Source organism: Endozoicomonas acroporae, from assembly GCF_002864045.1.
GTDB lineage: Bacteria > Pseudomonadota > Gammaproteobacteria > Pseudomonadales > Endozoicomonadaceae > Endozoicomonas > Endozoicomonas acroporae.
Genome location: NZ_PJPV01000169.1, coordinates 1 through 20925, shown reverse-complemented (window position 1 = coordinate 20925; position 20925 = coordinate 1). Strand labels below are relative to the sequence as shown.

Annotated in this window: 15 protein-coding genes; 7 read left to right on the top strand and 8 right to left on the bottom strand. The window is 46.4% G+C overall.

What is annotated here, in order from left to right; all coding sequences use genetic code 11:
* Positions 1-3: 3 nt before the first annotated feature.
* Positions 4-2208, bottom strand: coding sequence for a hypothetical protein (locus CX664_RS26655; protein WP_163372820.1), 2205 nt, complete (start codon positions 2206-2208; stop codon positions 4-6).
* Positions 2209-2509: 301 nt separating this feature from the next.
* Here CX664_RS26655 and CX664_RS22330 point away from each other — a divergent pair, with 301 nt between their 5' ends.
* The gene (locus CX664_RS22330; RefSeq protein WP_101748862.1) at positions 2510-4327 is read left to right on the top strand and encodes an AMP-dependent synthetase/ligase; all 1818 of its coding nucleotides are present in this window, start codon (positions 2510-2512) and stop codon (positions 4325-4327) included.
* A 49-nt stretch (positions 4328-4376) separates the two neighbouring features.
* On the opposite strand, the gene dauA is transcribed toward CX664_RS22330, so the two are convergent.
* Both dauA and CX664_RS22320 read right to left on the bottom strand, forming a co-directional pair.
* Complete coding sequence (gene dauA / locus CX664_RS22325) at positions 4377-6116, bottom strand: C4-dicarboxylic acid transporter DauA (protein WP_101748861.1); 1740 nt, start codon at positions 6114-6116, stop codon at positions 4377-4379.
* A gap of 431 nt (positions 6117-6547) precedes the next feature.
* Positions 6548-7888 (bottom strand): ankyrin repeat domain-containing protein, encoded by a 1341-nt coding sequence (locus CX664_RS22320; protein ID WP_180966589.1) that lies wholly within the window; start codon positions 7886-7888, stop codon positions 6548-6550.
* 30 nt (positions 7889-7918) lie between these two features.
* Here CX664_RS22320 and CX664_RS26650 point away from each other — a divergent pair, with 30 nt between their 5' ends.
* Positions 7919-8155, top strand: a complete 237-nt coding sequence (locus CX664_RS26650) for a hypothetical protein (RefSeq protein WP_180966588.1) — start codon at positions 7919-7921, stop codon at positions 8153-8155.
* A gap of 389 nt (positions 8156-8544) precedes the next feature.
* Entirely contained in the window at positions 8545-9849 is a 1305-nt protein-coding gene (locus CX664_RS22315; RefSeq protein ID WP_101748859.1) for a hypothetical protein, read from the top strand.
* 76 nt (positions 9850-9925) lie between these two features.
* Here CX664_RS22315 and aroC read toward each other — a convergent pair whose 3' ends face one another.
* The 3 genes from aroC to CX664_RS22300 form a co-directional block, all read right to left on the bottom strand.
* Positions 9926-11008 (bottom strand): chorismate synthase, encoded by a 1083-nt coding sequence (gene aroC, locus CX664_RS22310; RefSeq protein ID WP_101748858.1) that lies wholly within the window; start codon positions 11006-11008, stop codon positions 9926-9928.
* A gap of 55 nt (positions 11009-11063) precedes the next feature.
* The gene (gene prmB, locus CX664_RS22305; protein WP_101748857.1) at positions 11064-12011 is read right to left on the bottom strand and encodes a 50S ribosomal protein L3 N(5)-glutamine methyltransferase; all 948 of its coding nucleotides are present in this window, start codon (positions 12009-12011) and stop codon (positions 11064-11066) included.
* A gap of 137 nt (positions 12012-12148) precedes the next feature.
* Positions 12149-12865 (bottom strand): SIMPL domain-containing protein, encoded by a 717-nt coding sequence (locus CX664_RS22300; protein ID WP_101748856.1) that lies wholly within the window; start codon positions 12863-12865, stop codon positions 12149-12151.
* 353 nt (positions 12866-13218) lie between these two features.
* Here CX664_RS22300 and CX664_RS25915 point away from each other — a divergent pair, with 353 nt between their 5' ends.
* The gene (locus CX664_RS25915) at positions 13219-13962 is read left to right on the top strand and encodes a hypothetical protein (RefSeq protein ID WP_146000224.1); all 744 of its coding nucleotides are present in this window, start codon (positions 13219-13221) and stop codon (positions 13960-13962) included.
* Positions 13963-13969: 7 nt separating this feature from the next.
* Here CX664_RS25915 and CX664_RS22285 read toward each other — a convergent pair whose 3' ends face one another.
* Entirely contained in the window at positions 13970-15220 is a 1251-nt protein-coding gene (locus CX664_RS22285; RefSeq protein WP_101748853.1) for a hypothetical protein, read from the bottom strand.
* A gap of 22 nt (positions 15221-15242) precedes the next feature.
* Complete coding sequence (locus tag CX664_RS22280; RefSeq protein WP_101748852.1) at positions 15243-15713, bottom strand: SycD/LcrH family type III secretion system chaperone; 471 nt, start codon at positions 15711-15713, stop codon at positions 15243-15245.
* A gap of 106 nt (positions 15714-15819) precedes the next feature.
* Between CX664_RS22280 and CX664_RS22275 the strand changes: the two genes are divergently transcribed.
* From CX664_RS22275 to CX664_RS22265, 3 genes are all read left to right on the top strand, one after another.
* The gene (locus CX664_RS22275) at positions 15820-16926 is read left to right on the top strand and encodes a serine/threonine-protein kinase (protein ID WP_101748851.1); all 1107 of its coding nucleotides are present in this window, start codon (positions 15820-15822) and stop codon (positions 16924-16926) included.
* A gap of 35 nt (positions 16927-16961) precedes the next feature.
* The gene (locus CX664_RS22270) at positions 16962-18923 is read left to right on the top strand and encodes a serine/threonine-protein kinase (RefSeq protein WP_101748850.1); all 1962 of its coding nucleotides are present in this window, start codon (positions 16962-16964) and stop codon (positions 18921-18923) included.
* Between the two features lie 321 nt (positions 18924-19244).
* Positions 19245-20450, top strand: a complete 1206-nt coding sequence (locus CX664_RS22265) for a hypothetical protein (RefSeq protein ID WP_146000223.1) — start codon at positions 19245-19247, stop codon at positions 20448-20450.
* The last annotated feature ends 475 nt before the right edge of the window (positions 20451-20925 follow it).

Below are 20925 nucleotides of genomic sequence, written 5' to 3'. Positions count from 1 at the left end.
GATTTACTCCTGACAACCATGGCCAAAAGCCATAAACCTTCTGGTAACCTGGTCAACTTCTGCAGGAATCACATTCACCTTTGCCGCGAAAGACACGCGTTGTTTTTCTTTTTTGCGAACATCCCTGGAAGGGTTCAGCCAATTAGCCAAAGAGCGCATCTGCTCATCGCAATGTTTATTAAGATTTCGATACACATACGCCAGAGAGCTTAAATAAGCAGCCACATTGAGACCTGCGGATGAACCGGGTGTTATCTCAGGATGCGCTTTAAGTCTATCCAGACCCTGTTCGAAATTGCCATAAATATTAACCGGTATAAAACTTTTGACCTCAGGGAAACGGCCCAGAGAGTGACGCAAACCTTTCAATAGCAACTCAGCGGCTTTTATTTCATTGCCAATAAGATGAAATCCCCAACCGGCAGAATGAAGAACCCATATATCATTTGGGAAACATTGACAGGCTTCCCGGGAAAAGCTCTCGACGGTATCCCGGTATCGGTGAGGAAGGTGATAATAATCCACAAACAGCGCATTCAACTCTCGCCAGTAATCCCGCCCATTTTTCGCGCTTCCGGGCTCTGAAGGTACAGCATGAGCCGTGTCCTTTCTGGCTTTTATTGACGGGTAAGCTCGGGCAGCTGGACAGGATTGAACAGATTCTGTTGTTTCAGCAGGTTGGGAAGAACGGGAAGGCGTTGCATGATGTTCGCCCCCCGGTTTAGCTTTGTTTTTTCGATTAACTTTCTGCTTTTTACTGCTGGCGGCTTTAGATTGTGGTTCAACATCAGGCTGCATGGAGCTGACATCAATATCATCCATGTTTGCCATAACCAGCATATAGTCGGCAGCCTTGTGCTCATAGTACTCCTCCCGCCATTTAATATCTTTGGCTCTGTAATAGTCAGCAGCACTTATGCAGCCCTGAACAATTGCACCGTTATCGCCCAGCGTTTCCAGACAGGTAATCCATTCTTCGTATACGGGTACCTGACTTTCCCCGCTGACCAAAGACTGGTAAATTCGGCTTGCTGCCTCAATAGCACCGGATTTTTCTTCGCACCTGGCCAGCATATATTGTTTCAATACGTCTGCGGAAGGCTGTAGATAGGAAAAGCAATCGTAACAGTCAAACAATTTGCGAGCATCTTCCCCGGATCTTTCCAAAGCGCACACTGTTGCGGAAAACAAAAACTGCAACAGCCCAAGATACTCGGTATATTTTTTCATATCACTCAAACCCGTTTGCTGATATCTCTGACAACCATTTTTTACACGGGAAATCAGCATTTCCAAGTCAACATCTTTTCCTGCCAGCAAACTGAATTGTAAAGTATGAATATCTGATTCATCATCACCGCGCTTCTTTTTCATTTCCAGAAATTGTTTTTCCTGTTCAGTTACATCAGGCATTTGCTGCAAACATTTCAATGCCAACTTCACAGGTAGCTCAGGGCTAAAGAATGGAGCACAACGCTCACTGCCATCCAAATTCACGCAGCAGGCGATAATATTAAACACATAATAAAGATCCCACCCTACGTACCAAAACTTTGATACAAGCCCCACATCATCCCTGCTAAGTACAATTTTGTAGATCAGCTCAATAATGCCTCCACACTGATTCTTTACGACTTCGGGTAATAACATATTTGTTTCAGCACCCTGATCACTTAACACTTTATGAATAATGAAAAACATACATTGCATAAAATATTGAGAACTGTAAAAATCAGACAATATCTCAAGAAAACAAGCAATATCCTGCTGCCTTATTTCTTTTCCAGTATTGATTGCATATAAGATTCGCACTGTAAGATACTCCAGCTCGCTCAACTTTTTATCATCTTCAGCTTTTAATTCCCTCTTCTTTTTTCTCAGTTGGGCAACGGTCATTTTTTTCCTGGAAACAGGACCCAGCTTATCTTCATTAAACGCCGGTCCTTTTTCCATAACACCGATGGCTTTTACCAGGAGAAGGTATTCCTGAGACCCGGTATCAAAAAAAGCAGAACTGAAACCGGAAGAAGCAAGGTAATTATTAGCGAATTTGGGCTCTACAGTGCGCCTGGAAATGCTATCAGTCACCGTAGCGTGAGCTGGATCCTGTTGGCTTTGTAAAAGCGTGTCATGTGTTTCAGACTTGTTAATCCCGGTACCTGAGGATGCAGGTTCACAGTGGAACAAGTTATATTCTGAGGGAATCATAATAATTCATTAGTCCATTAGGTAATGGCTCATCATCAGCTGTGCTGAGCACAACGCTCTGGCCAATAAACGCATATAAAAACAGATTTTGCAGACTCAATGATGGTATAATCTACATTTATCTGACACAAATGGCGGTTTTGTTTACATCCAGCAATTATCGTTACTAACCGTTACATTTTCCCGCTCAGAATTTCACCAAAAATGATCTGGATCAATTTTGGTCTTCCAAGCCATCCTGTAACATTTGCTTTCTTGTTGTCTACATTTCATCCAGCTGTTGAGAATACGTTCCGTGCCGATGAACTCCCCCTTGAATATGCACCTGATCAGCCAGATCCGTGATCGTGCCCAGCGCAACCCGGAACATATCGCCATGCGCTTCGTCACTCAAAACGCTGATCAGAATGCTCACCAGTGGCAGGAAGTCAGCTGGCATCAGCTCAGCAAAAAGATTGATCAGGCTTCCCGCGCACTGTTAAAGCAAAACCTGCAGGTACAGGCGAAAGTGGGCATCTGGTCCCAGAACATGCCTCAGTGGACCGTAGCCGACCTGGCCTGCCTTCAGGCTCGACTGGTTACCGTACCGCTGTACCCCACCAGCACCACCGAGCAGGTCAAATACATTCTGGATGAGACAGAAGCCAGTCTGCTGTTTGTGGGTGAACAGGCACAATACCAAAGTGCACTTGAGTTACTGGCCCGGTCATCCACATTAAAGACCATAGTTATCTTTGACCGCTCGGTTGATATTAGCAGCTGCCCGCAGGCTATCTACTTTGACGACTTTATCCAGCACGGTGTTGAACCGGCCATTCTTAAAGAAAGGCTGAATTCCCGTTGCATGGAAGACCTCTTTACCCTGATCTATACCTCAGGCACCACGGGTGAGCCCAAAGGCGTTATGCTGGACTATGCCAATATGGCAGCCAGCTTCCGTGGCCATGACCAGATCATCCACCTGGACAGCCTGGATACCTCACTGTGCTTCCTGCCGCTGAGCCATATTTTTGAGCGTGCCTGGAGTTTTTACGCCCTTGCCCGTGGCGTTACCAATGTCTACCTCAAAGAGCCCCATCAGGTCAGCGAGGCGCTGAAAACCGTTAAGCCGACGGTGCTTTGTGTCGTTCCCAGGTTCTTTGAAAAAGTCTATACGACCATTCACGGGAAAGTTGCCACAGCACCCTTTATTCGTCGTATGATTTTTAATACTGCGGTTACCATTGGCAACGCCTATATGGAGTACCGCCGCAAAGGTGTTGAGGCACCTGTTTATCTGCAGAAGCTCAACCGTATCGCCGACAAAATGGTGTTCAGCAAAATTCGTGCGGGCCTGGGCGGTAACATCCGGTTTATGCCCTGTGGCGGCGCTCGTCTTGATGACGACATCAACCGTTTCTTCCATGCCATCGGTATTGATGTGAAAGTGGGTTACGGCATGACGGAAACCGTGGCAACCGTGACCTGTTTCCGTGATACTGAATTTGAATTTGGTTCCTGTGGTATTCCTTTACCGGGCATACAGGTGCGCATCGGTGCAGAAGGTGAAATTCAGGTTAAAGGCGACAACGTCATGCGCGGCTATTACAAAAAGCCGGAAGAAACCACAAAAACCTTTACTGCGGACGGCTGGCTGCACACCGGCGATGCCGGTCTGATTGATGAGAACGGTGCGCTGCGTATGACCGAACGCATCAAGGAGTTGATGAAGACCTCCAACGGTAAATACATCGCACCACAATACATCGAAGGCACGCTGACCAAAGACCGCTTTATCGAACAGATTGCCATTATTGCCGATGCCAGACACTACGTAACGGCATTGATTGTTCCTGCCTTTGAAGCTCTGGAAGAACACGCCAAGGCGCTGAACCTGAAATACCAGAACCACAGGGAACTGATTCAGCACAGCAGTATTCAGGAACTGATTCAGGAGCGGGTCAATAAAATCCAGCAAGGGCTGGCTAAATTTGAACAGGTGAAGAAATTTACGCTGCTGCCCAAAGAGTTCTCCATCGAGCTGGGTGAGATCACGCCAACCCTGAAACTGCGTCGTAAAATTATTATGAAGCGATTTAAGAAAGAGATTGAGGCCATGTACACTCCCAGCAAGGCCTGATGACTGATTGAAAACATCACAGAAAAGGCATCCAGACGGATGCCTTTTTTTAACGCTTTTTTTTTACCGGCCGACACACGTCCAACAACGCATCATTCAATGAAGGATAAAATTTCACCACGCCTTCTACAGGCTCAACGCCGGCCCGGGCCAGGTTTTTTAATGGCTGGAACTGTAATTCACTGATCAATAGCCGGGTATGGTGCTTCCTGCACTGTTCAATCAATCGCGTGAGGGCCGAGAGACCGCCCGCATCCAGCAGATAGACATTTTCCATCTGTAAAATAATCGCATGTTTATCCTGGCTTAAACGACTGATCTCTCCAAAAACATGATCAGCAGCGGCAAAAAACAGCGGTCCCTCGATGCGCAGGACGGCCGTCGTTGGCGCTACTGGCGTGTCCACATAGCGTTTGTCCCTGGTGATATCCCTGACCTGGATCATCTCAGCGACTTCTTTCATAAACAGCAATGCGGCCAGTACCACACCAACGCTGATGGCAATGACCATATCAAAGACAACCGTCAGGAAAAAGCAGACCAGAAAAACCAGCACATCACTGCGCGGAGCCGTTTTCAACAGGTGCACCGCTTTAGGCGCTTCGCTCATGTTCCAGGCAACCACCAGCAGCAAAGCAGCCATCGCAGACATGGGAATACAGGCAAGAATACCGGTCAGTGCTACCAGCGCCAGCAGCACAACCAGGGCATGAACCATCCCTGCTACCGGGCTCTGTGCCCCGGCCTTGACATTCGCAGCTGAACGGGCAATGGCGGCAGTGGCAGGAATCCCGCCAAAGAATGGCGCAACCATGTTACCAATGCCCTGCCCTAACAGCTCACTGTTTGCACTGTGTCGTTTACCCGTCATGCCATCCAGCACGACGGCACACAACAGCGATTCGATAGCCCCGAGCATGGCAATGGCAAAAGCGGAAGGAAGCAGGGCCTGAACCAGTGACCAGCTGATACCGGATGGCTGACCATCGACACCCGCCTGCATCCATGGCCAGGCAAACTCGGGAAGGACCGGAGGAATCCCCATACCCATGGAGCCATCAGGTAGCAGATACTGGAATCGGCTACCAATCGTTTCAACATCGAAACCATAATGGCCCATTATCAGAGCGAGTAAACTGCCAATAATCACCGCCGGTAAATGAGCGGGAATGGGCAACCTTAACCGGGGCCACAACAACATCACGGCCAGTGTCACGATGGCAATCAGCAAGCTTGGCCAATGGGTGCTGCCCAATCCATTGACCAGAACTGTTACTTTTTCCCAATAGTGCTCAGGCATGGCACTGATGGTCATACCAAAGAAATCTTTCAGCTGCAGTGTGGCAATCACAACACCGATACCGGCAGTAAATCCCAGTGTGATCGACTCCGGTATATACTGAATCAGACGTCCAAGGCGCATGAGAGCCATCAGCACCAGAATAATGCCTGACATAACCGTTGCCAGCAGCAAGCCAGCAAGACCGAATTTTTCGGCAATAGGAAATAACAGCACCACAAAGGCAGCGGTGGGGCCGGATATGCTGTAACGGGACCCGCCCAGCAAGGCGATAATAAATCCGCTGATGATCGCCGTATAAAGACCGTACTGTGGCGCAACACCACTGGCAATGGCCAGCGCCATGGATAATGGGATGGCAATAATTCCGACGGTTAGTCCCGCCAGCAGGTCGCTGGCAAAACGTTTGCCAGTGTACTTGTCGGCAATGCAGGCCTGACTCAGGGCATGGCAAAGCTTCAGTGACAACAGATGGGCTCGATGTGGCACGATAATGGCCTGTTCAAGAGAAGAGGAAGAAGATAGGCGCAGTATAATATGTCTAAATCCAGATAGCGGCTATGCGTATTATGTGCTGCAAAAGATTTTCCTTACACTGGACAGCGGCAGGAACCATTGCTGAAAACGATGACCAACCGGGCTATCTGCTGGCCATTGGCGGCGGTCTGACTCCCTCACACATCGTGCGAACCTGAATCAACCGCCCCATTGTGATTGTATCACTGCCCCGGAACAGTGATAGCACTACAAAGTAGTTAACCAAATGAAATCATATATTTCTGACTAAGTGGGCAGTCACTCTGCGGCGTTGCAACTCCGGTCACATAGCTACGGCTATGCTCCCTACGTTGCGCCTTGCATAGTAACTGCCCACTTAGCCAGAAATATACGATTCCATTTGGCCAACTACTTAAACAAACTCAATATTCAAAACCAGAACCTGCGTTTACACTGTGCAGGAGTTGAATGATAGCTTGGTAAGATTCAACCTTATCGATAGCGGCAAAGTCATTCAGGTGATCCACACGATAAATTGCCCTGTCGCAAAGCACTTGTGCAACTTTAAGAGGGGTATGTACTGCAGTATTGAGGGCATTGACATCAGCGTTTGCAGCAATCAGGCGTTCAACAATCTCTGGCTGACAATTTTCAACGGCAATGTGAAGAGGGGTACCCCCGTTTGTTGAATTTGTTTTATATCTGTCAAACGCTTTATCGGGGGGGAACGGGATCTCCCCGTCTGAGACACAGGCATCGACATTAGCGTTTCCGTCAATCAAGAGCTGAACAATGGATGCCTCACCTTTTTTAGCCGCAAGATGGAGGGCGGTCCACCTATAGTCTCCCGTAGTGGCATTGACATTAGCATTTTCTGCAACCAGCGTTGCAACACTTTCAGGCTGGCCTTCGCCGACTGCGCGGTAAAGTGGAGTCATACCACGATCGTTAAGGCCGTTAACGTCAGCGCCTCTGGTAATCATGGCTTTGATAATATCTGTCTGACCGCATTCAACCGACCGGAAAAAGGCCAGCTGACTGGACCCCAGGCATTGAAGTTTATGAAGAGCAACCCCCCTGGTATTGGCCGACAATTTGTCGAATAAAGCCCAGTCATTGATTTCAGTCAATGCACTAAGCAGCTCTGCACGTGCCCCTTCGCAGGGGGCCTCAGTATCACAAGTTGCACTGGCTAAAGAACTGATTATGGATTTTGTCAGTTTCCCTTCACTTTTTGCCCAGCTGAGCAGTGTCTTGCCTTCACCAATGAGTACTTTGATGTCGGCACCGGCAACGGCCAGATCGTTAACAGCCTGTTCCTGCCCGGCTTCAATGGCACAGTGCAGGGGAGTTTTTCCGTAGTTTTTTATTTGCGGTTCGTTTCCATCGCATTTCATAGGTCCCCAAGGGGCACCCTGCCACTTTTCCATCACAGCCGCAAAACGGTTGTAAGCCTGCCTGTGTTCGATGTCACTGAGCGTTTCCCTCACATTTGCCTGGTAATTGATATTTGCACCATTTTCAAGCAAGAACCAGATGGTATCGCGATGCCCGAATTGCGCCGCAAAATGGAGGGGAGTCATACCTCTTGTGAGGGCGTTGACGTTACCACCATGGCGGACAAGTTGCTCTAAAGTCGCTACATCACCTTTGATGGCAGCGCAATGGAGGGGAGTTAGCCCATCTTCGGTGCTGTCATTGACATTTACCCCGAGGGCAAGCAGGCCACTGATAGCATCAGGCCGACCTTTTGCAGCTGCCACGAGGAGCGGCGTCTCATCAGGTGATAAACAATGGGTAACGCTATGATTGCATCCCGGATTGCATCCCGGACAAGTTGTATTCTTTGGGACTTGCGGACATTCACCAATGCACAACTTATGGTAGCTATGGGTACAGGGAAACATTACAACAGTACGCTGATTACCCAGATTGCCAGAACAGAAATTGCACTTTTCAATTATCGGATTATCCGCCTCAGAGACTACCGAATCGGCGGGTATCCTTACGCCCCGCCAAGAGTCGTTTGATTGTAAGCCATGCATAACTTTTAACTCAGGTTATATTAGATAAATTCGAACGATGGTACGTAAAATACTGGACAATCGACCAACCAATATTGTGTTTGTCCATTCAATGACGTAAAAGTTCCCTTTTAATTTTTTATACAATTAAGCAGGTAAGCAGCATGCCTGGATTAAACGAATAAAATGAACCATGCGGCATCTTATCGCCGTGCAGATTCTTACATTCTCTCTTTGACGTATTGGTTGACCCTTTTGTGTTTTCATAATCAAAACCATTGATTGTGTCATTATATTGATCATTTCTGGCCTATACCGGCATCAAATCACAAAGTGTTAGTTTTATTGACTACAATTAGCACTTATCAAATCCAAAGGAATGCTGGAGAAATACTATGGATAGTTCAAGAGTTGGTGGTTCGTCGTTACAAAATGTTCAAGTACCGCCATCCGATGCTTCTCTCAACGGTGCCGCTCCCGTTAAAAAATCCTTTCTAGGTAAGTTAGTGACAACCTTTAAAGGGAAGAAAGAACCAGGTCTGGGCAGGGCTAATGATACTGATTCTCTATCTAAGCCAAAGAAAATAATTGCAAAGTTATTTAGCCGAAAAATCCGAAAAATTAATTGGAGAAGGGCCGGTTATTTTCAGCAGGAGAGAGTCAGTAAATTACAAGGACAAAATGGAAAATCAGACTCGATAAATTCTGTAAAGGCATACGATGAACTGGCTTCTAAACTACAAACAAGAAAGGAAGAAGTTGAGGTGCTCGAGAATAAGGTCAAAGAGTTTGAAAGTACATTTTCAGATGCTTTGAAATTATTTAATAAAGATAATTTCAGTGGCAAAGACCTCAAGAAAGTAAAAAATCTAAAAATTCCAACCAGTAGCGGTTCCGAGAACATAAAAATCAACTCAAGTAGTAAAGGCCAGATAAAATCACAAGTCAAGAATATTAAAGATCAATTCCAGAATTCCGAAACACAGGATTGTTTTAACAAGCACTGTGATAATAAGAACAAGTTGACTGAAGCAAAAGAGGCTCTTCGCAAGCTGGAAGGACAGATTTTATTTGCCTACGGTAAGATATGCTGGGACCTGGGCAGGGCAACGAGTCAAGAATACAAACAGGAAATGGCAAAAGCCGAAGAGGTAATGAAAGATAACATAGCGAAGCAAGAAGCAGATTATAAAAAAGGAATTGCAGAACTTAAGAAGGATTATCACCAGAATATTGAAAAAGGGGGCCAGAAAGCGGTTCATGTTAATTCCAGCCTGGATCGGTACAAGGCGAACAAGAGTCGGTTAAAGAAACTAAAAGAGAAAAATATTACCAATGCAAAAAAGGCTTACAAAGTTCGTATGGAAGAAATCAAGAAAGCTCGTGACACGAACCGACAAGTTACACAAAACTTGATCAAACCAAAACAAGCCACAGAAACCACAGCACCATCTGTCATGCCCGTGGATATGGAAAGTGGGGCCAGCAAACTGTTAGAAAAATTCAACACTCATGGTTATTTAGAGGGTAAGCAATGGCAGGATGATATCAAAGCAATCTTTGATCGTGGTGATGTTGATGGTTTGGAAACGGTCGAAAAAACTCTAAAACAGTGGCAAGCAAACCAGAGCCAGAGTGCTTTCAAAGAAGTATTGAAATTTATTAAGCTTGAGAGAGCTATCAGATTGGCTCGCTCATGACCTGAAAGTCCTGTGTAGAGACTCAGCATGAACATTCAGGCCAGTGCCCAATTCGGTTACTGGCCTTTTTTGTGCTTTACACAACCGGTATCGGACTGACCACATCGGCATTCTGTGCCCGGTGCCGCAGAAAATGGTCCATCAGGGTAATCGCCATCATCGCTTCAGCAATGGGTACTGCGCGAATACCCACGCAGGGATCATGGCGCCCCTTGGTGACGACCTCCACCGGCTCGCCCTGACTATTAATCGACTTTCCTGAGGTGGTAATACTGGATGTTGGCTTCAGGGCAATATGAGCAACCACGTCCTGCCCGGTACTGATACCACCCAGGGTGCCACCCGCATGGTTGGAAAGGAAGCCATCCGGGGTAATCTCATCCCGGTGCTCTGTACCTTTCTGGCTGACACTGGCAAACCCGTCACCTATTTCAACGCCTTTGACCGCATTGATGCTCATCAGTGAATGGGCCAGATCCGCATCAAGGCGGTCAAAAACCGGTTCACCTAGCCCTGGCGGAACACCGGTCGCCATCACGGAAACACGAGCGCCCACGGAGTTACCTTCGGCACGAAGGCTGGTAATCAACGCTTCCATTTCCGGGACTTTGTCCGCATCTGGCGAGAAGAACGGGTTGTTTCTCACTTCATCCCAGTCCAGCTTCTCGACCTGAATATCGCCGATCCGAGACAGCCAGCCAAGCACTTCAATCCCCCTGGACTGCAGGAACTTGCGGGCAATAGCGCCAGCCGCCACTCGCATGGCCGTTTCCCTGGCGGATGAACGGCCACCACCGCGATAATCCCGGACACCGTATTTATGGGCATAGGTGTAATCCGCATGACCGGGTCTGAACAGATCCTTGATATTGGAGTAATCCCTGGAGCGCTGGTCCTGGTTTTCAATTAACAGGCCGATGGGGGTACCGGTGGTCACCCCTGCAAAAACGCCGGAGAGGATTCTGACCTGATCCGGCTCACGACGCTGGGTGGTGAATTTGGAGGTACCGGGCTTACGACGATCCAGGTCAACCTGAAGATCCGCTTCTGTTAAGGGCAACCCCGGGGGGCAACCGTCAACAATACAGCCCAGTGCCAGGCCGTGGGATTCACCAAAGGTAGTTACCTTGAACAGCTGTCCTATACTATTTCCTGCCATACTTGAGCGATCTCATTGTTATTTTCAGAAAATTCCCAAAATGATTAAAAGCCCCTTACAGGGCTTTTAACCGATTCTTGAACAAAGACTGATATTTTCTGCAATCTTCAGCAGACAGCACCAGAACACCATGACCGCCTTTTTCGAAATCAGGCCAGACAAACGGTACTTCCGGATACTCATCCTGTAAAGCCCACTGACTGTTGCCAACTTCCAGCACCAGCAGCCCCTGGTCATCCAGGTAATCAGCTGCCTGCGCCAGAATGGTACGGGCGAAATCAAGCCCGTCATCTCCGGCGGCCAGACCCAGCTCGGGTTCGTGGGTGAACTCTTCCGGCATATCGGACATATCTTCAGCATCCACATAGGGTGGATTACTCAGAATCAGTTGATACCTGGGACGCTCTGGCAAAGCATCCAGAAAATCAAACAGATCCGACTTAATGGCCTGCACCCTGCCCCAGAGTTCGTGGCGATCAATATTGATATTGGCCACGTCCAGGGCGTCTCCAGAAATATCCAGCAGATCCACCTGGGATTCAGGAAAAGCATGGGCTGCACCAATGCCAATACACCCGGAACCCGAGCACAGATCAAGCACACGGCTGATCTCTACATCCCCCAGCCACGGCTGGAACTGCTGGAGAATCAGCTCGGCAATGGGAGAACGGGGAACCAGCACCCGCTCATCCACATAAAATGGCATATCACAGAACCACGCCTGATTGACCAGATAGGCCAGGGGTTTACGACTGACCGCCCGCTCTTCAATCAGGTTGGCCAGTTTTTCACGCTCACGATGGGTTAAACGACTGTCAAGATATTGGTCGGGAAGATCCCAGGGCAGCTGCAATACCTGGAAAACCAGATGCAGGGACTCATCCAGCGCATTATCACTGCCATGACCAAAGAACAGCCCCGCCTCATTAAAGCGGGTTGCTCCCCAGCGTACAAAGTCTCGAATAGACACCAGCCCTTCGCAGGACTCATTGGAACCTGTCACATTTGCTCCTTCGGATTCGCAACGCCCGGAATTTTCACGCTGAGCCGAACCCTTACTGCCTTATATAGGCGGCATAAAATAGCATATTCCCTGCTCAGGGGTAACGGCTGTTTAACGCAGATGACCTGCCGTGATCCTTAATCGGAGAGATAATACTCGATCGTTGCAACCACCCGGACTTTCTTGATATGAGGGTTATTCCGGTCACGATCACTGATGGAAAACTGCCCCTGGGAAGCTCTCTTGATTTTGCCCAGCTCGCTTTGTGAATCCGAGGCAAACTTTTCTGCCACTTCCCGGGCCTTACGGGTCGCTCCCTCAATCATTTCCGGCTTAACATCATTCAGGCGGGTAAACAGGTACTCCGGCTGTGAACCGTAATGACCACCGGTAAACACAATACCCTCCCGGCCAAGGTCCGACAGATTGCCCATCACCGAGCGCACCGCTTCAATATGACTGGAATAGATAGTAATGGTTTGCAGGGCAGTATAACGAAACTCCGGGCGACTGCTGCCGCCATAGTTATTAGCCGATTTATCGGTAATATCAGGCGACATCAGACTGATGTCTTCAGCCGCGATACCACTCTTTTCCAGGAACTCCCTGATGCTGTCAATATTGTTTTCAATCGTGCCATAGAGAGCTTTCAAATCATTATCAGCCGCTGAAAACTGAATAGGCCAGATCACGACGTCTGCCTGATACTCCCTCTCTGATAACCCTTTGACCGTGACACTTCTCTCATACTGCTTGAACTCAATGGCAGCATTCGCCAACAAATACCCCAAACAGGAAAGCCCCAGAAAAACAGAAATGCCCAGTATCAAGGCACTGACTCTACCGGTACTCATATTGCTTACACCTGATCATTTTGTTGAAAAAATAACGAACCCCATCTTTGGGTTCACCCGGTAAATTATCAGATTTTACGCTAAATCCGAATATTTCATATTTCGGGCTATCACATGAGACAAACCTCAAGGGATATTCGCTGCTTTTATTGGCATGGAGAACATTGCCCATTTCACAGGACAGGCTAGAATTCTGGTGATTAAACGTGAAGGAAGCATATAACATGTCGTTTAACACGCTTTTTTTGGTGGACAGTAACGCATCGGCGCATGGAGATTCTACGTTTCTACCCATTAACTATTTATGCGCTGCCTCAAGTACTCATGTCGTTAAATAAGAACAGGAAAAGCATATGCTCAAGATAGGAAGTATAAGAGATACACCATCATTCCCACGAACTCCTGATGATGAGCCCGCAAAGAAAGCGATTAAAAAAGAAATACCTGACAGTGATGATCAGCATTTACCAACAACAGGCCTTGTTGAGCGCACAATTGCTTCAATATCCGGAATCAGCTCAGAGAGTGACTCATCTTTAACAATAACCGGAATCAATTCAGATAGTGATTCCTCATCAACTGTCAGCGGAAGCAGTTCAGAGAGTGACTCTTCCTCAACAATCACAGAAAGCAGTTCAGAGAATGACACCACCTTAACAATAACTGAAAGCGGCTTAGGTGACTCATTCTTGACAACAACCGGAAGCAGCCCAGAGAGTGCCTCCTCTTCAACCACAACCGTAAGCAGCCCGGATAGTGACTCCTCTTTAACCACAACCTCAAGCAGCTCAGAGAGTAGCTTCAGCTCACTATCGTCATCAAGCATGTCTGAAGGAATAACTTTCAGAGTTAGTAATATGCCGATTGACGTGCTTTCTCAAGTGCAATTACTTGACCGGCTTAGCTACGTGCTATCAGATTATCCAAAGCTATCTTCTATTACCAGAATTAAAGGGATTCCAAGCAGAAGTGAATTTAACACAATTTACGCAAAACTTCTTATCCAGTTACATTATGAAAATATGGGTCATGATTCCGCAAAAATATTTTCGTTAATTGAGCCAATATGCAAAGGAATTTTGGAAAAACTAAAGTAAATTGCTATCAGACTTTTTTGGCGGATTGCAGCAGTTCCACCCGCTTATTCATCATATCCTGGTAGGAGCCTTGTTGGGTGACACTATCCAGAACCCGGGTAAGGTGCTCTTGCAAATGCTGCCTGAGACTTCCGGGTGTTTCATCGGATGTATAGCGATCAACAATCTGTTCAATGGCCGTGGTGATCAGGCTTGCAGAGTTCAGTACTTCAGCAGCCACTGTCGGTTCACCGGCTTTCAGTGCGGCAATGGCCTGCTTCAGTTTGTCCACCACTTCTTTATGCTGGCCTTCTTTGACCAGGTCTTCTTTGATCTGTTCTTCCCGTAATCGCTCTTTCAAGAGTTCGAAAAATTCAGCATTAGACATAGCTTCAATAGCCAGCAGTATGCCCCTCTGGGCGACCAGAATGCCCTCCAGGAACTCTTCACGGGTTCTGCTTAATGGCTGCAGATCAATGCCCAACCTCTGGGACAATAGACTTAATCGCACATATTCCGGCATTCCATAAAGGTCTGCACTGTTCTGCTGAATACCCTTGCCACTATGAACAGATGACTCCCCACTGTTGCGATTGATCGACACAATATTATCAATCACCCTTTGCAGCGCCAGTGAGCCGGTATTTGCATCCGATGGGAACATATCAGCAGCAACAACGCTTAATACCTGAAGAGGGGCTGATGATCCTGCTGCTAAAGCTTGCTGAATGGTCTCTGTCAGCTGTCTGACATTACTTTCGTAGACGCCCAATACTTCCCCCGTATCCGTGGCTTCTGGCAGTGCCGACTGCACCTTTGTCACCATATCCTTTAATGGGGTAGATGCAGGCACGTTGACGGTTGAGCGTTGAGTCCCTGCTGCCTGGTTATCGACAGTTGATCGCTCCCGAGGTGGCTGTTCAGATGCCGCTTCTGACAAAGACGCTGAAAAGCCACCCGGCAAAGGCCCGGCAGCTGCTCCTGTAGACTTTTGCCCAAGAGAGTCTCTGATCACCAGGGCTGTTGATAGAAGCCCCTTAATTTCTTCAGAGGAAGCCACCATTGCACCAGGAAGAGCCGGTTGCAGGGCAGGAACCGGAATCACAGATGCAACAGGGAAATCTTCAGTCCTGGCTGCCTGCCCCTGTGAGACAGAGTTCGACTGTTGGTAACCGGAAGCCACCTTGTCCACCTTCTCTTTTGCAGGCTGCCCGGCCAGGAACTCTGGCGGCACAGGCTCCAGTCGGCTGGGCTGTAAATCCCCGGATACCTCACTCATACCCTTACTCCTTGCAGTGTCATCAAAACTCGTTAATCATTTTTTCTACCCGGCTTACCTCTGGACTGGTGGTGCCGGATTCATGGGCCATTAAAACCGACGCCCGATAAGCAAGCCTGGCTTTTTGATACTGCTCCAGGGCGACATAACAATCGCCCACATAAATCATCGGATGCGGGTCATTGGCATCAAGAGAAATTGCGTACAGATACGTATCAATGGCCTCACCATAAAGGCTCACCATTTGCTGGCAGGCACCAAGGCCAGTGAAAAAGCGGGGATTCCACTGATCATAGAGACAGAGAAATTGAAACAGGCGGGCAGACTTCTCGTACAAACCATTATTATATTTCAGATACGCCAGTTCATAGATGGCTTCCTGCGCCTCCTCACTGATATTACTGGCTTCAGCAAGACTCCCTCCCCTGGCCATATAATCCCCCACAATGGCCATTGCCTGGGCATCAGGCGAGCTGAACACTGAATCATTCATGTGCTGCTTCCCTGCAGATTAGAAAGACGAGTTGTTCTATATAGGTATAGTACCTTTACAAACCAGCTCGAAGGTTTATATCGGACTCTTGAGCCCGGGGGACACAATGCCTCAAAGAATTGCAGATGGAATGGGACAACATCATTTCCAGCATCAGCCACCAAAACAACCTGAACCTGTAAAAGGTTGCCTTGGCAGGCACCCTGTAACTCCAGAGACAGGACAACGTTATGTGAACGCAAACACCGCCAGGGCCGTCAATGGGAAAACTCAAAGGCATCTTTTGCAACGAAACGCTCACTCCAACGCAGCCCTTTATCTGCAGCAAGCAGCACCTGTTACCTTTCAGGGGGCCACTATCGATAAAGAGTACAACTACCCGATCGTGCCTAAAAAAGATTTACTTAAGGTCAGGAAGTTAGGCAAAGGGACTTATGGCTCAGTGGTGCTTGTGATACACAGATATACCCATCAATACCTTGCCCTGAAAATGGTGGGTAACGATACTGATCGCAGGCAAGAGTGTGCACAGTTGATAAGAATTCAACGGGCAATAGCAAAAATCCATGGTAACACAGAGAATATTGTCAACCTTATTTCTCTGAGTCGAGGAAGGTCAGATAGAAAATATGTTCTTATGGAGTATGGGGGGCGGGATTTACTGGGCTCATCAAAAAAGTATGGCCGTTTCAGGGGGAACGAGCTTAAAAAAACTTTTTTCCAGGCTGTTAAGGGCGTTAACACCCTGTTTAGAGCTGGTTACCAGCATCATGACATTAAACCTGCAAATATCCTGATTAGTAGAAAAGGTGTTGTGAAGATCTGCGATTTCGGGCTGGCAGAAAAAATGGCCAGGGGAGCTCAAATTGGCAGGGGAACACCAGAGTATATGCCTCCGGAAAAACTGTATGATTTGCGCGGCGGCCCCATTGACAGAGCTGATTCCTGGTCCCTGGGGTGTACATTTGCTGAACTGCGCTTAGGTTACCCTGTCATGATCGGTACTCGCACTATATGGGAAAGTCACAAGCTCCCTGGTGAGACAATAGCTCATCTGAAAACGATGCGAGAAGAGGCATACCAGCAGCTTCTGCATCGGGAAGGCAGGCAAGCAGCTGAGTTATTCAGGGCATTAACGAAGCTGCACCCTGGTGACCGGCTGTCCACCACCCAGGCGCTGAAGCACCCTTACTTTGCTGCTTGCTATTCTTGATATATTCAGACAGATATATAGCATCGGATCATGACATGGAACGTTTCAACGTAACCTCGCCCCAAAATATAAACCCTGAACAAATCAATCTGGCTGAACCAAAATCCGCAAATTATTCGGGGATCGAAGAAAAAAAAGGCACCAAGATACTGGATAGCGATGGAAAACTTGTCTCTAAATGGGGACGACGTATTGAAAATTATTTTAATAAAACGTTTATTGACGAAGAAAAATCCGTCCCAAAAGCCAACATGTATGAATTTGAAAAAGGCATAACCAAGAGACGTATCGAAGTATTAATGGAAGAAGTTCAAGAAGATCAGGAAGGTAAAAATAGATCAGACCATGTTGACAGTATTTTAAAACTTCCCGATGAAATACCAGAAGAGTGTACTTTTTTTGACAAGAATCAGTACAGGAAGCTTATCGAATCAGATACTGAAGTCTATCTCTCCCATGAAATCAATCGTTGCAAATCGGGTGCAAGCCTTGTTGCTTTAAAAAAAGAAGTCAACCGACTTAAGACAGGCAATAAGTTATCAGCCAAAGTAATCGATTCACTCAACCAGAAAATACATGATCAGATGTCAGCTCTGGTGAAGGCCATGCCGAACCATCTTAAAAGCATCCCATACGATGGAGACCCGGTAAAAGACTTTAATATGGCTGTAAAAAAGTGTCATGCCATCAAAAACCTGTTTAATGCCGCTGAGCATATTGATAAAAAGTTAGCTTTCAAGCTTGAAAAAGTAATATGCGAGATGATGGTTAATACATTCTCAAGAGATATAAGTGAAATAAAAAAGTTATGCCTTGCCCGGAAAAATCTGAAAGAGAGTGAACAATTATCAAAAAACATTCAAAGTTTAAGACAAGAAACAGTAGAACCATTTCTGAACACGGTTGCCGTAAATCCAGAAAAACACTGTCAGAAAATTCAAGGCAGCACAGAAAAAGCAATAACGGAATTAGAAAATCAACGCAAGATAATCCCTGACAACACAAGCAACCTGAACAACAAAGTAAGAAAAAGTTCGATAACAGAGAACCCTGAAACTCATCTTTTACAAAAAGATGGACAGTCCAATGAGCTTCTTGATCTTCAACCAGCTACACCTATCACTTTTCAGGGTGCCCCTATCGATCCTGAGTACAATTGCCCGATCATACCCGAAAAAGAATTAAAACAGAGCGAGACATTAGGCGTAGGGGGGTTTGGCTCTGTGGTTCTTGTAACACACAAGCGTACCAAGCAACAATTCGCCCTTAAAATTGTTGGTGATGATACTGAGCGCAGAGATGAATGTGCAAAGATGGTAAGAATTCAGCGGGCAATAGCAGCAACTGGTGAGAACACAGAGAATATTGTCAACCTTGTTTCCCTGAGTCGTGGAAAATCCAATAAAAAATACATTCTTATGGAATATGGAGGTCAGGATTTACTGGACACATCAGAACAGGAGGGTCTTTTTAGAGGTGAAAACCTGAAAAGCACTTTTTTTCAGGCAACCAGGGGCATTAACACACTTTTTAAAGCCGGTTACCAACATCATGATATTAAACCTGAAAATATTCTGATTAATGAAAAAGGTGTTGTGAAGATATGCGACTTCGGGTTGTCAGCAAAAATGGACAGGGCTACTCCAGTTCTCAGCGGAACACCCTGTTATACATCGCCGGAAAAACTGTATAATTTGACCAAGAAGCCTAATGTCAGAGCAGACTCCTGGGCCCTGGGATGTACTTTTGCTGAAATGCGTTTAGGTGGTGATCCTATAATGCCTGTTACTCGCGACATGCAAAATGGTAAGACGTCTTATAAAGAGGCTTTAGCCAAGCTAAAAGAAGCGAGAGAGGTTGCTTACCAGAAGCTTCTGGAAAAGGAAGGCGAACAAGCTGCGGATTTTTTCAGGGCTTTAACAGAACCGGACCCTAAAATGCGCCTGTCCCCCACTGAAGCGCTTGAGCACCCTTACTTTGCGTCTTACCATTCCTGACAAGAAGCAATTCCTGTGCTCCATTTATCCAGATCCGAGTCCCCACGACAGGCATCGATAAAGTCTCTCCTGACTTGAGTTGTCTGTTGACTGGAATGCCAAAAGCATATTTGTTGATCATGAGATCAACCCAGACAGAAAGCCCCAGCGTTCCTTAAATTTGAACTTATTGCTGACTTGATTATCAAATGAAGTTGCCGGTTTACCGCTTCTTAATAATAATCTGAGTAACGACACCCTTGATCTACAAGGATTATTATCTTCGAGGCAGAAAAAGACTGGTTATCCTGTAAATTAACTGAAAATTTATGAGATTATATTATGCAGCCAGTAAACTCCCTAACTAAACTAGCTGAGCCTTCTAATTATTCAATGACTGGAGAGTGTTCAGATAATAAGCGCTCAGATAACAACAGCCCAACAAATAAATACATTAATCCCAGCTCATCTGAAACACCTGAAAGATTAGGTAAAAACACACAAAAAACTCTAGCCGAGCATGAGACGATTACCGTTGTTGAGCCTAAGGTTGCTCACGATCCTGAACCAAACGACTCAGCTTCTTTGTTACCATCTGCGTCATATCCATCTTTAGGTGCTGAATCAGAAACAACCAGTTTTGATTCTGAATCAGAAGCTATCGTCATGGATATTATCAGAGAAATGGAGTCAAAGGTGTCGGCTGACATTTCTCTCCCGGATGGTTGGAAAATAATGCCAGAGACAACACCATGCAGCGACTATATTGAAGGATTAGTAATTGACAATACTGGAATGCCTAGAATTCAATACAGTGGAAAAACAGCCTTTTATGATGCTCGCTTAATTGCACGCCAACTAAATTACGAGAATGCTTTACAAAAACGGACTGAAATTCAATCTGCTGAATTAATTGAAGAACAGCAATTGGCAGCTTATAGTCAGCTAAAAAAACTGATGGGTGCAGAAGTTTTTAAGTGTTTTGCTATCCAGCTTGATGGCATATTATATGATGGTATGGCACATCTGGGTTATGGATCACGTCTTCTTGCACAAGTTGACCCAGTCTTAAACTGGTACAATACAGAACAAAACAAATCAAATATTGAACAATTTTTGCATGGTGAATTTAAAGGAACGAAAGCAGCTATTAAACTTGAGCAATTCATCGAAATGTTCGTTATCCATCAGGATTTATATTTAATAACAAGTCTTTGTACAGGAGAAGATATTGGACCTTTCAACGCAAGGTTCGGACCAATTCCGAATCAAGGAAACATTTATGAGCAATGGAAGCAAATAAGAAACAATCCACAATCTCATCAACACGTTACACAACATGCATCTCTAGCAAGATCCCACTCAAAGGAGCGTATTTGTACAAGAGAAGATATTAGACTTGCCGAAGCAAGGATCGGATCAACTCAAGATCAAGAAAACATTTATAAGCAATGGAAGCAAAGAAGAAACAATCCACGATCTCATCAACACGATACACAACGTGAATATTACGCAAGATTCCGCCCAAAGGAGTGTAATATATCCTAGGAGGCTGTCGGATCAGTAATTTCAGAGGCTGTACGAAAACCCCGTACCCTGAAATTCAGCAAAGAACATTTAAACGACGCAGTTAGATTAAATCCATTAAGTAAAATGGACACCTCTTGGGCACATCAGTAAGTTGGAATAAATGAGTAGAGTAAAAGGAGGGGGAATCAAGGAGCTAAGTAGTTGGCCAAATGGAATCGTATATTTCTGGCTAAGTGGGCAGTTACTATGCAAGGCACAACGCAGGGAGCATAGCCGTAGCTATGTGACCGTAGTTGTAACGCCGCAGAGTGACTGCCCTCTTAGTCAGAAAATACGATTTCATTTGGTTAACTACTTAGAATAGATAAATGGCGGTGAGGGAGGGATTCGAACCCTCGATACGGCTACAAACCTATACTCTTATATTCCTTTTCTCTACCAGGTTCCGGAGGGAAGCGTGGGAGTTTTCAGGAATGGAAACCAATTTTATGAG